Annotated in this window: 17 protein-coding genes; 8 read left to right on the top strand and 9 right to left on the bottom strand. The window is 69.0% G+C overall.

Features of this window, described 5'->3' with window-relative positions:
- The first annotated feature begins 98 nt into the window (after positions 1–98).
- Entirely contained in the window at positions 99–749 is a 651-nt protein-coding gene (locus ACFVTX_RS17595; protein ID WP_386902418.1) for an HAD family hydrolase, read from the top strand.
- Between the two features lie 52 nt (positions 750–801).
- Here ACFVTX_RS17595 and ACFVTX_RS17590 read toward each other — a convergent pair whose 3' ends face one another.
- Complete coding sequence (locus ACFVTX_RS17590) at positions 802–1,251, bottom strand: NUDIX domain-containing protein (protein ID WP_386902416.1); 450 nt, start codon at positions 1,249–1,251, stop codon at positions 802–804.
- A 287-nt stretch (positions 1,252–1,538) separates the two neighbouring features.
- Here ACFVTX_RS17590 and ACFVTX_RS17585 point away from each other — a divergent pair, with 287 nt between their 5' ends.
- Complete coding sequence (locus ACFVTX_RS17585; protein ID WP_386902414.1) at positions 1,539–1,841, top strand: hypothetical protein; 303 nt, start codon at positions 1,539–1,541, stop codon at positions 1,839–1,841.
- Here ACFVTX_RS17585 and ACFVTX_RS17580 read toward each other — a convergent pair whose 3' ends face one another.
- The gene (locus ACFVTX_RS17580) at positions 1,842–2,003 is read right to left on the bottom strand and encodes a hypothetical protein (RefSeq protein WP_386902412.1); all 162 of its coding nucleotides are present in this window, start codon (positions 2,001–2,003) and stop codon (positions 1,842–1,844) included.
- Positions 2,004–2,860: 857 nt separating this feature from the next.
- Positions 2,861–3,496: a LysE family translocator gene (locus ACFVTX_RS17575; protein ID WP_386902410.1), complete on the bottom strand. Its 636-nt coding sequence runs from the start codon at positions 3,494–3,496 to the stop codon at positions 2,861–2,863.
- Positions 3,497–3,621: 125 nt separating this feature from the next.
- Between ACFVTX_RS17575 and ACFVTX_RS17570 the strand changes: the two genes are divergently transcribed.
- Positions 3,622–4,077: an Lrp/AsnC family transcriptional regulator gene (locus tag ACFVTX_RS17570; protein ID WP_386902408.1), complete on the top strand. Its 456-nt coding sequence runs from the start codon at positions 3,622–3,624 to the stop codon at positions 4,075–4,077.
- A 17-nt stretch (positions 4,078–4,094) separates the two neighbouring features.
- Here the strand turns inward: ACFVTX_RS17570 and merB are convergent, their stop codons facing one another.
- The 3 genes from merB to ACFVTX_RS17555 form a co-directional block, all read right to left on the bottom strand.
- Positions 4,095–4,775 carry an organomercurial lyase gene (gene merB / locus ACFVTX_RS17565; RefSeq protein WP_386902406.1) on the bottom strand — a complete coding sequence of 227 codons (681 nt, stop codon included), beginning with the start codon at positions 4,773–4,775 and terminating at the stop codon, positions 4,095–4,097.
- A gap of 119 nt (positions 4,776–4,894) precedes the next feature.
- A complete protein-coding gene (locus ACFVTX_RS17560) occupies positions 4,895–7,255 on the bottom strand; it encodes an ATP-binding cassette domain-containing protein (RefSeq protein WP_386902404.1) in 2,361 nt (786 codons plus the stop codon).
- The gene (locus tag ACFVTX_RS17555) at positions 7,252–7,428 is read right to left on the bottom strand and encodes a hypothetical protein (protein WP_386902402.1); all 177 of its coding nucleotides are present in this window, start codon (positions 7,426–7,428) and stop codon (positions 7,252–7,254) included. The genes ACFVTX_RS17560 and ACFVTX_RS17555 overlap by 4 nt, the downstream gene beginning before the upstream one ends.
- A gap of 133 nt (positions 7,429–7,561) precedes the next feature.
- On the opposite strand from ACFVTX_RS17555, the gene ACFVTX_RS17550 reads away from it, so the two are divergent.
- Entirely contained in the window at positions 7,562–8,173 is a 612-nt protein-coding gene (locus ACFVTX_RS17550; protein WP_386902400.1) for an HdeD family acid-resistance protein, read from the top strand.
- 79 nt (positions 8,174–8,252) lie between these two features.
- Here ACFVTX_RS17550 and ACFVTX_RS17545 read toward each other — a convergent pair whose 3' ends face one another.
- Complete coding sequence (locus tag ACFVTX_RS17545; RefSeq protein WP_386902398.1) at positions 8,253–9,020, bottom strand: SDR family oxidoreductase; 768 nt, start codon at positions 9,018–9,020, stop codon at positions 8,253–8,255.
- Between the two features lie 138 nt (positions 9,021–9,158).
- Between ACFVTX_RS17545 and ACFVTX_RS17540 the strand changes: the two genes are divergently transcribed.
- The 4 genes from ACFVTX_RS17540 to ACFVTX_RS17525 all read left to right on the top strand — a co-directional run bounded on the left by ACFVTX_RS17540 (position 9,159) and on the right by ACFVTX_RS17525 (position 11,787).
- The gene (locus tag ACFVTX_RS17540; RefSeq protein WP_386902585.1) at positions 9,159–9,626 is read left to right on the top strand and encodes an NfeD family protein; all 468 of its coding nucleotides are present in this window, start codon (positions 9,159–9,161) and stop codon (positions 9,624–9,626) included.
- The gene (locus ACFVTX_RS17535; RefSeq protein WP_386902397.1) at positions 9,626–10,570 is read left to right on the top strand and encodes an SPFH domain-containing protein; all 945 of its coding nucleotides are present in this window, start codon (positions 9,626–9,628) and stop codon (positions 10,568–10,570) included. Before ACFVTX_RS17540 ends, ACFVTX_RS17535 begins: the two co-directional genes overlap by 1 nt.
- Positions 10,571–10,580: 10 nt before the next feature.
- On the top strand, positions 10,581–11,336 hold the full coding sequence (locus ACFVTX_RS17530; RefSeq protein WP_386902396.1) for a glycerophosphodiester phosphodiesterase: 756 nt from the start codon (positions 10,581–10,583) through the stop codon (positions 11,334–11,336).
- A gap of 88 nt (positions 11,337–11,424) precedes the next feature.
- The gene (locus ACFVTX_RS17525) at positions 11,425–11,787 is read left to right on the top strand and encodes an RNA polymerase-binding protein RbpA (RefSeq protein ID WP_386902395.1); all 363 of its coding nucleotides are present in this window, start codon (positions 11,425–11,427) and stop codon (positions 11,785–11,787) included.
- An 85-nt stretch (positions 11,788–11,872) separates the two neighbouring features.
- Here the strand turns inward: ACFVTX_RS17525 and lnt are convergent, their stop codons facing one another.
- Positions 11,873–13,468, bottom strand: coding sequence for an apolipoprotein N-acyltransferase (gene lnt, locus ACFVTX_RS17520; RefSeq protein WP_386902393.1), 1,596 nt, complete (start codon positions 13,466–13,468; stop codon positions 11,873–11,875).
- A gap of 29 nt (positions 13,469–13,497) precedes the next feature.
- Positions 13,498–15,930: a DEAD/DEAH box helicase gene (locus ACFVTX_RS17515; protein WP_386902391.1), complete on the bottom strand. Its 2,433-nt coding sequence runs from the start codon at positions 15,928–15,930 to the stop codon at positions 13,498–13,500.

The raw sequence follows: 15,930 nt of genomic DNA, 5'->3' as shown, positions 1-15,930 counted from the left end.
AGCCTCTCCCCCAGTGAACCGATGCGAGTTCGATCAACCACGCACTCGCGACACAAGGATGCTTCGTGTGGCTTCGCCGGGACTCATAGGATCCATCCATGGCCGTGTTCCTCGACCTTGACAACACTCTCGTCGATCGAGACGCCGCGTTCGCGCGATGGGCAGACGCCGCAGTCGTGGCGTGGGGCGGCGAAGCATCGGACATCGAATGGCTCATCCATGCTGACGCACACGGATACACTCCTCGCGCTGAGCTGGCGGGAATGATCCTCGGCAGGTTGGGGCCGACTGGGACCGACGTCGACAGGCTCGTGGCTCAACTGCTCTACGAACACGTTGACTACATCGAGTGCTACCCCGGAGTCATGTCGCAGCTCAACGAACTGGATTCGATCGGTGAACGTCTTGTGATTGTGACCAACGGAGATTCCGACCAGCAGAGGATGAAGCTTCGGCGAACGGGCCTTGCCGAGATCGTGACTGGGAGTGCCATATCCGGCGAACTTGGCTTCAAGAAACCTGACTCACGAATCTTCGCGGCTGCACGTGAAATGTCTGCGACGGACGGAGTCGCCTGGATGGTCGGCGACCACGTCGAGGCCGATATGGCGGGAGGGCGGGCAGCAGGCCTGGAGACGGCGTGGGTGACTCACCGACGGCCTTGGTCGGAACAGTGGGCACCGACGCTGATGGCGAGCAGTTCCGCAGAAGTACTCGCATTGGTGAACGGTTCCATACGCGGGGCCTGATGGGGTCGGATCTGCGCGCACCCGGACGGCCGGGATCGAACGCGCGTCGGACCTACGAGCGCAGATCGCGAATCCAGTCGTTCGCTCCCGACGGGTAGAGCGGCACCGCCACATCGGCGTCATCGAATGGTCGCCACACAACAGGAACCACAGAGCCGTCCGACTCCGTGAGCGTGCCGTCTTCGTCTGCCGGCAAGGGAATCAAGCGGCCAGAGTACAGGGCGACGATCTCGTGGCCGAGTTCGCCGTTGTACCGAAAGATGCTCTCGATCATGCCGAGATGGGTGAGGTCGAGGATACGGGCTCCAAGTTCCTCGTCGACCTCGCGGATGATCGCCGCCTTGTGCGTCTCCCCCAGTTCGACACTGCCGCCGATGAGCCGGTCAAAGCCGAGCGGATTCTCGCTGGTTGGTGCATTCCTGCTGACGAGATGGGCAGAGCTGTCGGCGTTCGGCGCGACGATCATCGCTTTCACGCGAATGTAGGAGCGATCAGCTGACATGCCTCTCATTGTGGTTCCTCAGGCTGTGCAGTCAGGCGATTACGGAACCGTTTCGGCTCGACCGGACATACCCATGTGAACGCACACTCATCCTCTGGAGGTCCAACTTGCGCCGACGCTCTGCCGCGGCTTCGCTCTCAGCTGCACTGCTCGCGCTCGGGTGCCTCACGGCGTGCAGCGCCACGCAAGCCACCGCCGATACTCCACCCGCATCGGCCTTCCCGTCGGCCGACGCGGTCGACGCCGCTGCGGTGGCGTGCGAGCAACTCGTCGCTCCGATCTCGATCGTGCAGAACATCGCCGAAGCACCGGAGGCCGAGCTCGGCGTGCAGAGCGTGCCTGGCCTCTACTTCACCGCATCTTGGGAGTTCGCACGGATCGGGGCAGCGTTGGAGAAGTCGGAGCTGAGGGATCAGATCACTTCGCTCGAGGATGCATCGCGCGTCATCAACCGGCGCGCCAGCATGAGCGAAGATCCCGCGAAGTGGGCCGATCAGGTGGAGAAGATCAGCGTGGCCACGCAGGAGGTCGCCGCCATCTGCGTGACAACCGATGAGGACTGGGGCACGCTCGGCTGGTACGGCGGCTGATCACGGCTCCTCGTCGGCTGCGATCGCGCGCTCCAGTTCGGTGAGTTCGCGTTCGAGCCGTTCGACATCGGGCGGCGCGAACCGCCCGAGCGACGCCGCGACGACCGCTGCTGCGGCCAGATCCGCACCCGAGCAACTCTCCGACGCTCGTGACGGCGTCATCACGATCATCGGCTGCCGAGATCGCATCGATCACGTCGTGGATCGAGCGCCCGGCGGCCTGCAGCGCACGCAGCATTTCGAGTCGTTCTGCGATGCGTCGACGGTGCTCGGATGCCTCGCCCGCCCCTCCTGCCTCGGTTCGGCGTTGCGGTCGCAGCTGCTCGAGCTCAGTGGCATCCACCGTTATTCTGAGTGTTTCCTGAGAGCGAAGCCCGAGGTCGAAGAGAAGCGCTCTGATGCGGTGCTCCCCCGCCGTGACGTTCACCCACTGCGAGGGGGAGATATGCGTCTTCACCCGCGCGTATTCCCCCGGCCCGAGCGCGAATGCCGGCTCGCCGCCGCCTGCGAAGCCGAGTACGACACTGCTCGTCGCGTCGCCGGTCTCGATGAAGCCTGCGACGCGGAACGAGTCCTGCCCGTCGGGCCGCCAGATCTCGTCGCCGGTGTTCACCACGTCGATCGCGAGGTTGGCCGGGTCGAGGGTGCCGAACGTCGCGGGCCAGCGCAGCGCGAGTCCGCGACGGCGCTCTGCGCGGCCCGGGCGCCGTCGCTGCGGATCGGGATGGAAGCTGACCGGTTCTCCCCCGTGCTCGCTCCCTGTGCCGAGTCGCCACGACATTCGAGAGTCGTCGAGAGGTGCTCCGACGGCGATCTCGCCGTGGGCCCGCTGGAGCACCCGCCAACCGGTCTCAGGCGACACCGGCGGTCCATCGAACGTGAACCCGAGCCGCTCGGCGAGTTCGGCGAGCCTCTCTCCTGGGGAGTCGAGCACGGAGGCGTCGACCTCGATGGATCCGAGCTGCGCTCGGTCGGTGCGGGTGGCGTCAGCGTCCATCCCGCCACACACTACCGATCGATCAGGCGCTCGTCTGCTGCGCGAGATGCAGCACCTGCTCGACGAGCAGGAACCCGCCGATGCCGATCATCGCGGCGCCCGACAGCCGGGTGACGATGCGCGAGGCCCGTGGTCGCGCCGAAAGCACGGCGCGCGCGCCGAGACCGACGGCCGAGTAGACGACCGCGCAGGTCACGACGTGCACGAACCCGAGCGCGACGATCTGCACCCAGAGGGGCCAGACCGCCGACGGGTCGGTGAACTGCGGCAGCAGCGCGAGGAACAGCAGGAACACCTTCGGGTTCGTGCCGCTCACCGCGGCACCGCGCCCGAACCAGCTCCAGGCGGAGGCCTCGCGGTCGCCGTCGGCGGTGACCGGAGCGGCGGGCGCGCGCAGCGTGCCGATGCCGAGCCACACGAGATACGCAGCGCCGGCGGTCGTGAGGGCGGTGAGCGCGAACGGCAGTTCGGCGAGCACCGCGCCGACGCCGGCGGCGACGACGAGCGTCGCAGCGAGGTGCCCGGTGAGGAGCCCGGCGACGGCGGGCGCCACCCGGCCGCGAAGACCGGCGGCGATGACGTACGCCCAGTCGGCACCGGGGATCACGATGAACATGAGCGCCAGCATCCAGAAAGCGGCGATCGAACTCGGATGCAACGTGTATCCCCTTCTCCCCCGCGGAACGCATATGCTGCGGGGCGAAAGGAAGACTATGGGTGATCGGCCGGAAGGTGTTTTCGATCTTCCTCGCGAATTGGGTCGAATGAGGGAAGAATGTCACCGTGGATGACCTCGACCGGAAAATACTTGCCGAACTGCAGCGCGACGGGCGCCTCACCGTCACCGAACTGGCCGATCGCGTGCGCTTGAGCATCTCCCCCTGCCACCGGCGTCTGCGTGCGCTCGAGGATTCTGGCGTCATCAGCGGCTACCGAGCCCACCTCGACGCGCACGCTCTCGGGCTGACCTTCGAGTCGCTCATCTTCGTCACCATGCGCGCGGCCGACCACGAGACGGTCGATGCCTTCGAGACCCAGGTCGCCGAGATCCGGGAGGTGCTCCAGGCGCAGCGCCTGTTCGGCGACCCCGACTACCTGCTGAGGGTCGTGGCGGCCGATCTCCCCGCGTTCCAGCGCCTCTACGACGAGCGCATCACGAGGCTGCCGGGCGTGCAGCGGCTCAGCACGACGCTCGTGATGAAGAGCGTCGTCGAAGATCGACCGCTCCCCCTCGGCTGAGCGCGCTTCGCCACCGATCAGGGCAGGCGCCAGAACTCCCCCACGAGTCCGCGCTCGTCGAGCAACCGCTGGTTGTGCTCGCGCGTGTGCGGGGTGAAATCGGCGGCGAGCCGGTCGCCGTACCAGGGCTGCGAGAGGCTCCAGACGGTCGTCGCCGGGGCGAGGTAACCCGTGCCGGGTGCGTGGGCGTCGGTCCACGCCTCGGCGTGCTCCTGCGTGCAGAACAGCCGGATCATCGTGCAGGTGCCGACGACATCGCTCCACCACTCGGCCGCGGGGCGCGGAAAGCGCACGACGAGTTCGGCGGGCGGCGGGGTCGACGGCCCGGCGACGAACGAGAGCGCGACGCCGCACTGCGGACACGCGGTGTCGATGCGCACCTCGAGGTCGAGCGCCGCGCTGATGCCGAACGAGTCCCACGCGCAGCCGCCCCACCAACGACGGTCGTCGAGTCCGTCGGTCGGGGTCACGACGAACGCCATCGGCGCCGCGGTGAACGGGTGCGCCATGCGCACGGCGTCGCCGTCGCGGTTGAGCACGAGGGCGTGCGCGTCGGCGAGTTCGTGAAGTCGCTGCCGCACTTCGCCGACGTCGCTGTCGGTGCGGCGCGCGAGCTCGGCGGGCGACGGCGCGCGGCCCTCGGCGGCGAAGGTCTCGTAGACGAGGTCGCGCAGCCGGCGTGATTCGGGGGTGTTCATGTTCCTCCTATTCCTCCTCCGTGACGGCAGGGTGGCAGTGCGACGGCTGACGGGATGCTCGGCGCAGAGGCGAGTTCATCATGAAGTCGCGACATCGCGCTGCGGCCTCCCGTGGAAGGTCACGCCCCCACGTAGTCGGCCAGATGCTGCCCCGTGAGCGTCGAACGCGCCGCCACGAGTTCGGCGGGCGTTCCCTCGAAGACGACGAGCCCGCCGTCATGTCCGGCGCCCGGGCCGAGGTCGATCAGCCAGTCGGCGTGCGCCATCACGGCCTGATGGTGCTCGATGACGATGACCGACTTGCCCGAGTCGACGAGGCGATCGAGGAGGCCGAGCAGGTTCTCGACGTCGGCGAGGTGCAGGCCCGTCGTAGGTTCGTCGAGCACGTACACCTCACCGGGCTCCCCCATCGCGATCGCGAGCTTCACGCGCTGACGCTCGCCGCCCGACAGCGTCGAGAGCGGCTGCCCGAGGCTGAGGTAGCCGAGCCCGACGTCTTCGAGACGGCTGAGGATCTTCACCGCGGCCGGCAGCTTCGCCTCGCCCTCGGCGAAGAAACGGTGGGCCTGCGCGACCGGCAGGTCGAGCACCTCGGTGATGTCGAGGCCGCCGAGCTTGTACTCGAGCACCCCGGCCTGGAACCGCTTGCCGCCGCAGTCTTCGCAGGGCGTCTCGATCGTGTCCATGAAGCCGAGCTCGGTGATGATGACCCCCGCGCCCTTGCATGTCGGGCACGCGCCCTCGGAGTTGGCGCTGAACAATGCCGGCTTCACGCCGTTCGCCTTCGCGAAGGCCTTGCGGATGGGCTCGAGCAGCCCGGTGTACGTCGCCGGATTGCTGCGCCGCGAACCGCGGATCGCGCCCTGATCGATCGAGACCACGCCTTCGCCGCCGGTGACCGAACCGTGGATCAGCGAGCTCTTGCCCGAACCGGCGACGCCCGTGACGACGGTCAACACCCCGAGGGGCACGTCGACGTCGACGTTCTGCAGGTTGTTCTCGGTCGCGCCGCGCACCTCGATCGCGCCCTTCGCCGGACGTACCGCGGGCTTGATCGTCGCACGGTCGTCGAGGTGACGCCCGGTGAGCGTGCCGCTCGTCTTCAAGTCTTCGACGGTCCCCTCGAAGCAGATCTCGCCGCCCGCGCTGCCCGCGCCGGGGCCGAGGTCGACGACGTGGTCGGCGATGACGATCGTCTCGGGCTTGTGCTCGACGACGAGCACCGTGTTGCCCTTGTCGCGCAGCTGCAGCAGCAGCGAGTTCATGCGCTGGATGTCGTGCGGGTGCAGCCCGATCGTCGGCTCGTCGAAGACGTAGGTGACGTCGGTCAGTGAGGAGCCGAGGTGCCGAAGCAGTTTGATGCGCTGCGCCTCGCCGCCCGAGAGCGTGCCGGAGGGGCGTTCGAGGCTCAGGTAGCCGAGCCCGAGCGTGACGAAGGAATCGAGGTTCGCGCGGAGCGCGTCGAGCAGCGGCCCGGCCTGGGGCTTGTCGAGCCCGCGCACCCACTCGGCGAGGTCGGTGACCTGCATGCGGCACGCGTCGGCGATGCTGATGCCGTCGATCTTCGACGAGCGCGCCCCCTCGGTGAGGCGCGTGCCGTCGCACTCGGGGCACCGGGCGAACGTCGCCACGCGCTCGACGAACGCGCGGATGTGCGGCTGCAGGGCGTCGAGGTCTTTCGAGAGCATCGACTTCGTGATCTTTGGGATGAGCCCCTCGTAGGTCATGTTGATGCCGCTGATCTTGACCTTCGTCACCTCGCCGTAGAGGAAGAGTTGGCGCTGCTTCTCGGTGAACTCGTTGATCGGCTTGTCGGCCGGGTAGAACCCTGACGCCGAGAAGCCCTTCACCATCCACCCGTCGGCCGTGTACCCGGGCACCATGATGGCGCCCTCGTCGAGCGACTTCGACTCGTCGACGATCTTCGAGAGATCGAGGTCGGAGACCGAGCCGCGCCCCTCGCACCGGGGGCACATGCCGCCGAGGTAGATCGCCTCCTGGACGATCTTCTTCTCGCCCTTCGGCCCCGTCATCACCCCGCTCGCCTTCTGCGTCGGGATGTTGAAGGAGAACGCGGTCGGGCCGCCGATGTACGGGTCGCCCAGCTTCGAGAAGAGGATGCGGAGCATCGCGTTCGCGTCGGTCACGGTGCCCACCGTCGACCGCGGGTTCGCGCCGAGTCGCTCCTGGTCGACGAGGATCGCCGTCGTGAGCCCCTCGAGCACATCGACGTCGGGGCGCGGCACCGAGGGCATGAAGCCCTGCACGAACGCGCTGTACGTCTCGTCGATCATGCGGCGCGACTCGGCCGCGATCGTGTCGAACACGAGCGAGCTCTTGCCCGAACCCGAGACCCCCGTGAAGACCGAGAGGCGCCGCTTCGGGATCTCGACGCTGACGTTCTTCAAGTTGTTCTCGCGTGCGCCCTGGACGCGGATGAGGTCGTGGCGGTCGGCCTGGTGCGTTGCGGGGCTGCTCATCGGGTCTCCATCGCGAGTTGCGGGCCCGGGTCGTCGGCGCGAGCGCCGTCGAGCCCGCCCTGGTCGAGGTCGATCTCTTGATCTAAGCAGCAACCGCCGACGTCGGACAGGACGTTCGAGACCGCGTTCGGCGGGTCGGCGGGCACTTCACGGGCGCGGAGGATGAGGCACATGTCGTCAAGCTACGGCGCAGTGGCATCCTGCGCTTCTCGATTCGTGACCGATCGCGACGCGCGCGGTCACATCCGTTGCACAGCAGGCGATCGGCAATAGCCTTGCCCCACCACGCCCATGAAAGGACACACCATGTCGAACCCGCAGAGCACCGGGCTCTTCGCCACGTTCTCGCTCGATTCCGAAGAACTGTCGAAGTCGGCGATCAACACCGTCCGCACCACCCTCGGCATCAGCGGTGCCGTGGCGCTCATCGTCGGCCTCCTGATCACCTTCTGGCCGAAGGACTCGGCCGTGGTGCTCGCCGGCATCCTCGCCGTGTACTTCCTCATCGCGGGCGTCGCCTACCTCGGCCTCGGCATCTTCTCCAAGGGCATCTCGGGCGGCGCGAGGGCGCTCGACATCATCCTCGGCCTGCTGTTCCTCGTCGGCGGCATCCTGGCGCTGATGAACCTCGGCGCGACCACCGCGTTCCTCGGGCTCTTCATCGGCATCCTGATCGGTGTGCTCTGGATCGTCGAGGGCGTCGTCGCGTTCGTGCAGCTCGGTGACGCGCCGTCGAAGGGCTGGGCGATCTTCTTCGCGATCCTCAGCATCCTCGCCGGTCTCGTGCTCGTCTTCTCGCCGTTCTACGTCGTCGCGCTCTGGTGGCTGATCGGCATCGCGCTCATCGTCCTCGGCATCGTGCAGATCGTTCGCGCGTTCACCTTCGGGCGCGGCGCGACCGCGGCCGCGACCGCCTGAGCGATCGCCTCTCGGCGATGAAGAAGGCCGGCCCCGGATGCTCCGGGGCCGGCCTTCTTCTGTCTGCGAGCGGTTCGGCTCACGCCTCCTTGGCGAAGCCCGAGGTGTCGCCCACGTAGCGGGTGTGGTCGGCTGGAACGGGCTCGGCGACGGCGGCCGCGACCTCCGCCGCGAACTCGGCGACGTTGTAGAGCTTGCCCGCGTCCTCCTTGCGGGCGGCGATCGCGCCGGGGTTCGCGCGCTCGAGCAGGGTCGCCGTGATGGTGCCCTCGATCATGTCGCCCGAGACGACGACGAACTCGACGCCCGCGGCGTCGAACTCGGGCAGCTTCGCGCGGAGCGCGTCCTCACCCGCGCGCTTCGAGAGGGCGACGGGCTCGTACTCGGGCATCGTCGGTGTCGTGCGGATGAAGTGCGCCTGGTGGCTCGTGACGAACACGATGCGGGCGCCCTCGGCGAGGTGCGGCAGCGCCCCGTCGACGACGTTGACCTGCGCATCGCGGTTGAGGCGCATCGCGTAGTCCTCGCCCATGCCCGACTCCATGCCGCCCGAGGCGTTGAGCACGAGGACGTCGATCGGCCCGAGTTCGGCGACGGTGCGCTCGAACATCGCTGCGACCGACGCGGGGTCGGTGAGGTCGGCACCGACGGCGATCGCGGTGCCGCCTGCGGCGACGATCTCGCCGACGATCTTCTCGGCGCGCGGGGCCTTGCTGCGGTAGTTCACGACGACCTTGGCGCCGGCCGCGGCCAGCAGGCGCACGGTGTCGGCGCCGATGCCGCGGGAGGAGCCGGTCACGAGGGCGACGCGGCCGTCGAGCGAACCGGGGGCGAGCGGGGTGGTCACAGAGGTCTCCTCGAAGTTCAGGACAGGCCGCCGCACGTGCGGCGGCGCGGCGAACCGAGACTATCAACTCACCCATGCCCGCCCGGGCACTGATAGTTTCGAATCAGCCGACGTGTACGAAGGAGACCCGAGTTGGATGTGCTGACCCAGTACGCATGGATCGCCTGGCTCGTGCTGATCCTCGCCTTCGCGACGATCGAGGTGTTCACGCTCGAGATGACTTTCCTCATGCTCGCCCTCGGAAGCGTCGCCGGGCTCCTGTCCGGCCTGTTCGGCATCCCCTGGTGGGCGCAGTTCGCGATCGCCGCGGTCGTCTCGGTCGCGCTCATCCTCCTGATCCGGCCGCCTCTGCTCCGCGCACTGCGTCGCGGCGGCGACCCGGCGCGCAGCAACATCGACGCGCTCATCGGCGCGGAGGGCTCGGTCGTGCAGACCCTCGGCGTCTCGGGCGGTCAGGTCAGACTGTCGAACGGCGAGACCTGGACGGCGCGGTTGTCGCCGGCCACCGAGCAGACGGATGTCCCGGTCGGCGGGCGCGTGCTCGTCACGGGCATCGATGGCGCGACGGCCGTCGTCGTGCCGGTTGAGAGGAGCACCTCCGCGTAATGGACGTTTCCGGCATCATCGTGACGATCGTCGTCGTCGCGATCGTCATCTTCGTGATCGTCGTCATCGCACGATCGATCCGCATCATCCCGCAGGCCTACGCGGGCGTCGTCGAGCGGCTCGGTCGCTATCACAAGACGCTCTCACCGGGCCTCAACCTCCTGGTGCCGTTCATCGACCGGCTGCGCCCGCTCGTCGACATGCGCGAGACCGTCGTGTCCTTCCCGCCGCAGCCCGTCATCACCGAGGACAACCTCGTCGTCTCGATCGACACGGTCGTCTACTTCCAGGTGACCGACGCGCGCGCCGCGACCTACGAGATCGCGAACTACCTCGGCGCCGTCGAGCAGCTCACGACCACGACGCTCCGCAACGTCGTCGGCGGTTTGAACCTCGAAGAGGCGCTCACGTCGCGCGACAACATCAACGGCCAGCTGCGCATCGTGCTCGACGAGGCGACGGGCAAGTGGGGCATCCGCGTCTCGCGGGTCGAGCTCAAGGCGATCGACCCGCCCGTGTCCATCCAGGACTCGATGGAGAAGCAGATGCGCGCCGAGCGCGACCGTCGTGCGCTCATCCTCACCGCGGAGGGCACGAAGCAGTCGGCGATCCTCACCGCCGAGGGCGCCCGGCAGGCCGCGATCCTCGAGGCCGAGGGCGACGCGAAGGCCGCGGTGCTCCGTGCCCAGGGCGAGGCCGAGGCGATCCTCACGGTCTTCGACGCCATCCACAAGGGCGACGCCGACCCGAAGCTGCTCGGGTACCAGTACCTGCAGATGCTGCCGCAGCTCGCCCAGGGCGACGCGAACAAGCTCTGGGTCATCCCGAGCGAACTGACCGAGGCGCTCAAGGGCATCGGCCGCGCGTTCACTCCCCCGGCCGCCGGCGGTGCGCCTGGGGCTCCCGGTCACCAGGCGCCCGGCGGCGTGCCGCCGCAGGCGTGAGGGCGGTCGAGTGAGCTCTACCTATCTCGCACCGTCGGGGCCCCGCGTGCTCGCGCACCGGGGCCTCGCCGTCGACGCCCCCGAGAACACCCTGCTCGCGTTCGCGAAGGCGATCGCCGTCGGCGCCGACTACCTCGAGACCGACGTGCACGCGAGCCAGGACGGCATCGCCGTGATCTCGCACGATCCCCGTCTCGACCGGGTCGCCGGCCGGGCGGTCGCCGTCGGGCAGTTGACGATGGCCGAACTCGGTCGTGTCGACCTCGGGCACGACCAGACCTTCTCGTCGCTCGAGGCCACGCTCGATGCCTTCCCCGAGGCGCGATTCAACATCGACGTCAAGGAAGAGGCGGCGGTCGAGCCGACGATCGCCGCGATCGCGCGAACGCGCTCGGCGAACCGGGTGCTGCTGACGAGCTTCTCCGAGCGGCGGCGGCAGCGTCTCGCGGCGCTCGTGCCCGGAGCGGTGACCTCCGTCGGCGGCAGCGGTGTGCTCCGCTTCCGCAGCGCCGCCTACCTCCGCTCCCCCGGCTCGGCCGCCCGCGCGCTGCACGGCGGCGTCGCACTGCAGATTCCCGAGCGCAGCGGGCCGTTGCGGCTCGTGACGAGGCCCCTCATCGACCTCGCGCACCGCGTCGGCGCCGAGGTGCACGTGTGGACGGTGAACGACCCCGCTGACATGGCGCGGCTGCTCGACCTCGGCGTCGACGGGCTCGTCACCGACCGCGCCGACCTCGCGATCCAGGTGCTCGCCGAGCGAAGCTGAGAATTCCCCGCAAAACCTCAGGCTGCGGAAAGGGAATGCCCAGCTTGATCGTTGACAATGTCAGACGATCGAGTTAAGGGAGAACACCATGGCAGACCGGAGCCTTCGAGGCATGCGAATCGGAGCACAGAGCCTGCAGAGCGAAGACGGTGTGGTGTTCGCCGACCGCGCGGAGCACACGTACCGCTGCGAGACCTGCGGCCACGAGACCATCATGACGTTCTCGGCCGACGCCGAACTCCCCGAGACCTGGGAGTGCCGTCAGTGCGGCGCTGCCGCCACCCTGCTCGTCGACTCCAAGCCGGTCGAGATCGACCGCTCGGGCGAGAAGGTCGCCCGCACCCACTGGGACATGCTGCTCGAGCGCCGTACCCGCGCCGAGCTCGAGGAGCTCCTCGAAGAGCGCCTCACCTACCTGCGCGCCCGCCGCGGCCAGCAGAAGTCGGCCTGAGCCGAACGCACGCACCACCGATGCGCCGCCCTGTGCGGCGCATCGTCGCGTTTCGGGGCGGTTCGCGTGAAAGCCCCGGGTGGGGCTACTCCGCCGTCGGCTTCGCGGATGCTCCGCCCTCTCGTCGGGCGCGGGGCGCCTCCCGGAGACCTGCCGGAGTCCGCGCCGCGAGCACACCTGCCGCGATGAGCCCGAGGAGGGCCGTGAACACGATCGCGGTCGGCACCCACGCGGCGAGCGCCACCGACGGGGTGATGCCCTCGCGCAGCTCGACGTCGGTTACCATCGCACCCGGCTCGTCGGCCGGCAACGCGTCGATCGTGCGCCCCGACGGGTCGATGACCTGGCTCGTGCCGACCGTGGAGATGTTGACGACCGAGCGCCCCGTCTCGATCGCGCGCAGACGCGCGATCGCGAGCTGCTGCTGGTTCTCGTCGGTGCCGCGGAAATCGGCGTTGTTCGTCTGCAGCAGGTAGACCTGGGCGCCGTCGCGCGCGCCCTCCCAGATGACCTCGTCGTAGATCACGTCGAAGCAGATCGCGAGACCGGCGACTGCCGGGCCGAGGTCGAACACGGGAGCGCTCACGCCGGGCGAGTACCCGCGTTGCACGAGCCCCGTCAGGTTCGGCACGATCGCGTCGTAGAACCAGCGGTCGGGGATGTACTCGCCGAACGGCACCGGATGCCGCTTGTCGTAGCTGTCGACCGCGCCTTCGCCCTCGCGCCACAGCAGCGAGGTGTTGAAGTACTCGTCGCCGCGCACCGTGACGGTGTTGAGCACGACGGGTGCGTCGAGCTGCGCGCTCAGCGTGTCGAACACGCCCGCGACCGACTCGCTGCGCAGCGGGTCGATGTCGGAGCCGCCCTCGGGCCAGAGCAGCACGTCGACGCCCTCTTCATCGAGGATCGGCTCGGTCGCCGCGAGCTGCGCGGCGAGCACATCTCCCGGTTCTCGCTCGTCGAAGTAGCCGCTCGGACCGTTGCCCTGCACGCTCGCCACGCGGAGCTCCCCGACCGGTGTCGTCGGCCAGGCCGGCAGCAGCACGGCGACGATCAGCACCGCGGCGACCGGGATGGCGGTGCGGAGGTCGCGCCAACCGCGCAGCCGAACCCACTCGATGACCCCGGCGACGATCGCGACCATGACGAACCCGAGCCCCGTCGACCCCGCCCACGAGACGAGCTCGGCGAAGGGGCTCTCGGCCTGGCTGAGCGCCGCGCGCGCCCAGGGGAACCCGCCATAGGGCAGCGTTCCGTTCGCGGTCTCCCGGACGATCCAGAGCCCGGCGACGAGCAGCGGCAGCACGGTGAGCCGCACCCACCTCGAGTCGTTGACGCGCGGCACCCAGCGGTAGGCGAGCGCGATGAGCACGCCGCCGCCGGCCACGAACAAGGATTCGAGGAACGACAGGGCGAGCCACGGGATCGGCCCGAGGTAGAGCGAGGTCCACGACACCTGCTGGAGGTAGAACGTGAGGCCGAACACGAATCCGACGAGCGCCGCCCCCCACGAGCGCCGCCCGATGAGACTCACGAGGGCGAGGGCGATGCCGACGAAGGCGAGCGGCCAGATCGCGACGCCCGGGAAACCCAGGTCGTAGACGGTTCCGCCGACGGCGGCGACGATCAGGGCTGCCCAGAGCGGCAGGGGCAGCAGGCGACGCGTGGGGCTCTCGGGCACCAGATCAGCCTAAGCGAACGGGATGCCGCTCACACGACCGTTCCGTACGCGACGACGCCTCGGCGGACGGCGTCGATCGCCGCCCGCGCGTTCGTACCGAGTTCGGCGTCGGCGACGATCGAGATCTGATCGAGCAGGTCGACGACCTGTTTCGTGAGCCGCACGAAGTCGCCCGCCGCGAGCTCGGTGTCCTCGAGCACCGCACCCAGATCCGCGCCGCGCGCCCAGGCGTGCATTGCCGAGGCGAGCGCCGGCGACGGCTGGTCGCTGCCGGGCAGCCGGTGGTCGTGCTCGAGGTCGTCGAGCTCGCTCCACACGTCGAGGGTGCGGTCGAAGGCCTCGCGGAACCCGGCCCGCGGCAGCCGGTAGTCGATGCCGCGGTCGTCGCGGCGGGGCTCGTACACGAGCGATGCCGCCATCGCGGCGATGCCGGCGACATCGAGGCCGTTCCAATGGCCGCGGCGCAGGCACTCGGCGACGAGCAGGTCGCGTTCGCCGTAGATGCGCTTGAGGATGCGCCCGGCCGCGGTCGACACGACCGCACCTTGCGGGTCGCGCTCGAGATACCCCAGCGTCGACAGCACCTCGGCGACCTTGTCGAACCGCTTCGCGACCTGACCGGTGCGGGTGCGGATCTGGCGCAGCAGCTCGTCGTGCTCCTGCTTGAGTCGCCACCAGCGCTCGGCCCAGCGCGCGTGCTGCTCGCGCTCGGCGCAGCCGTGGCACAGGTGGGCGCGCAGCGCCTTGCGGGCGGCCACGAGCTCTCGCTGCATGCGTTCGCGCTGCGCGTGCGAAGGGTTGCCCTTCGACGACTGGCGTTCGAGACGCCCGATCTCGCGGCGGAGGCCCGCGTACTCGGCGAAGTCGCCGAGATGGCAGCGCATCGCCTCCTCGAAGCCCGCCATCGACTCCTCCTGCTTGCGCAGGGTGCGTGCGAGGTCGACGACGGCGCGATCGGCCTGGAACTGGGCGAACGACAGCTCGAGGATCTGCCGGGTGCGCTCACGGCCGAACTGGTCGATGAGGTTCACCGCCATGTTGTACGTCGGGCGGAAGCTCGAGTTCATCGGATAGCTGCGGCGCGAGGCGAGCGCCGCGACCGACTCGGGGTCGAGGCCGTCGACCCACTGGATGACGGAGTGCCCCTCGATGTCGATGCCGCGTCGACCGGCGCGCCCGGTCAGCTGGGTGTACTCCCCCGGCGTGATCGGCACGCGTGCCTCGCCGTTGAACTTCTCGAGCTTCTCGAGCACCACCGAACGCGCGGGCATGTTCACCCCGAGCGCGAGGGTCTCGGTCGCGAAGACGACCTTCAACAGCTTCTGCTGGAACAGCTCCTCGACGATCTCCTTGAACGCGGGCAGCATTCCGGCATGGTGGGCGGCCACGCCGCGCTCGAGCCCCTCGAGCCATTCCCAGTAGCCGAGCACCGCGAGATCCTCGTCGCGGAGCATCCGTGCCCGTTCTTCGACGATCGCGCGGATCTCGGCGCGCTCGTGCGCCTCGGTCAGCCGGATGCCCGAGCGCAGCACCTGCCGCACCGCCTGATCGCACCCGACCCGTGAGAAGACGAACACGATCGCCGGCAGCAGGTTCTTGCCCTGCAGGAGCGCGACCACCTCGGGTCGGTCGAGACGGCCCGTGCCGGGGCCGCCCTGATGGAAGCGCCCGCGATCACTGCCCCGACGACCGCGCTGCGAACGCTGCCCGGTGTTGCGGCCGCCGCCGACGCGCGCGAGCTGCTTGAGCTCGGGGTTCACCCGGTGCGTCGCCGCCTGCCCCGACGAGTCGAAGAGGTCGACGAGCTTCTGCTTCACGAGCACGTGCTGCTCGAGCGGCACCGGTCGGTCCTCGGAGACGATGACGTCGGTGTCGCCGCGCACCGCCTGCAGCCAGTCGCCGAACTCCTCGGCGTTCGACACCGTCGCGCTGAGCGAGACGAGCCGCACCTGCTCGGGCAGGTGGATGATCACCTCTTCCCAGACGGCGCCGCGGAACCGATCGGCGAGATAGTGCACCTCGTCCATGACGACGTACGCGAGCCGGTCGAGCAGCGGCGACTCTGCGTAGAGCATGTTCCGCAGCACCTCGGTCGTCATGACGACGATGCGGGCGTTCGAGTTCACGTTCGTGTCGCCCGTGAGCAGACCCACGTTCTCGGCGCCCCACGCCTCGACGAACTCCTGGTACTTCTGATTCGACAACGCCTTGATGGGCGTCGTGTAGAAGACCTTCGCACCGTCCTCCTGCATGGCGAGGTAGACCGCGAACTCGGCGACGACCGTCTTGCCGGCCCCGGTCGGGGCGGCGACGAGCACGCTCCGCCCCTCGTCGAGCGCCGCGCACGCCGCCCGCTGGAACGGGTCGAGCTCGAAGCGCTGCGCTGCGGCGAACTCGGCGAGCCGGGGCTGCCGGCGATTCTGGCGGGAACGCGCGTAGCGTTCGGCCGGCGAGAGGCTCAT

The sequence above is a fragment of the Agromyces sp. NPDC058136 genome (assembly GCF_042884375.1).
Lineage (GTDB): Bacteria > Actinomycetota > Actinomycetes > Actinomycetales > Microbacteriaceae > Agromyces.
This window is presented reverse-complemented; position numbering and strand designations above follow the sequence as displayed.

Excerpts from the sequence above, each read along its gene's own strand:
- ACFVTX_RS17595 (WP_386902418.1), top strand. The coding sequence starts at position 99 with ATGGCCGTGTTCCTCGACCTTGACAACACTCTCGTCGATCGAGACGCC.
- ACFVTX_RS17590 (WP_386902416.1), bottom strand. The coding sequence starts at position 1,251 with ATGTCAGCTGATCGCTCCTACATTCGCGTGAAAGCGATGATCGTCGCG.
- ACFVTX_RS17580 (WP_386902412.1), bottom strand. The coding sequence starts at position 2,003 with ATGACGCCGTCACGAGCGTCGGAGAGTTGCTCGGGTGCGGATCTGGCC.
- merB (WP_386902406.1), bottom strand. The coding sequence starts at position 4,775 with ATGAACACCCCCGAATCACGCCGGCTGCGCGACCTCGTCTACGAGACC.
- ACFVTX_RS17560 (WP_386902404.1), bottom strand. The coding sequence starts at position 7,255 with ATGAGCAGCCCCGCAACGCACCAGGCCGACCGCCACGACCTCATCCGC.
- ACFVTX_RS17555 (WP_386902402.1), bottom strand. The coding sequence starts at position 7,428 with ATGTGCCTCATCCTCCGCGCCCGTGAAGTGCCCGCCGACCCGCCGAAC.
- ACFVTX_RS17550 (WP_386902400.1), top strand. The coding sequence starts at position 7,562 with ATGTCGAACCCGCAGAGCACCGGGCTCTTCGCCACGTTCTCGCTCGAT.
- ACFVTX_RS17535 (WP_386902397.1), top strand. The coding sequence starts at position 9,626 with ATGGACGTTTCCGGCATCATCGTGACGATCGTCGTCGTCGCGATCGTC.
- ACFVTX_RS17525 (WP_386902395.1), top strand. The coding sequence starts at position 11,425 with ATGGCAGACCGGAGCCTTCGAGGCATGCGAATCGGAGCACAGAGCCTG.
- ACFVTX_RS17515 (WP_386902391.1), bottom strand. The coding sequence starts at position 15,930 with ATGAGCCTCTCGCCGGCCGAACGCTACGCGCGTTCCCGCCAGAATCGC.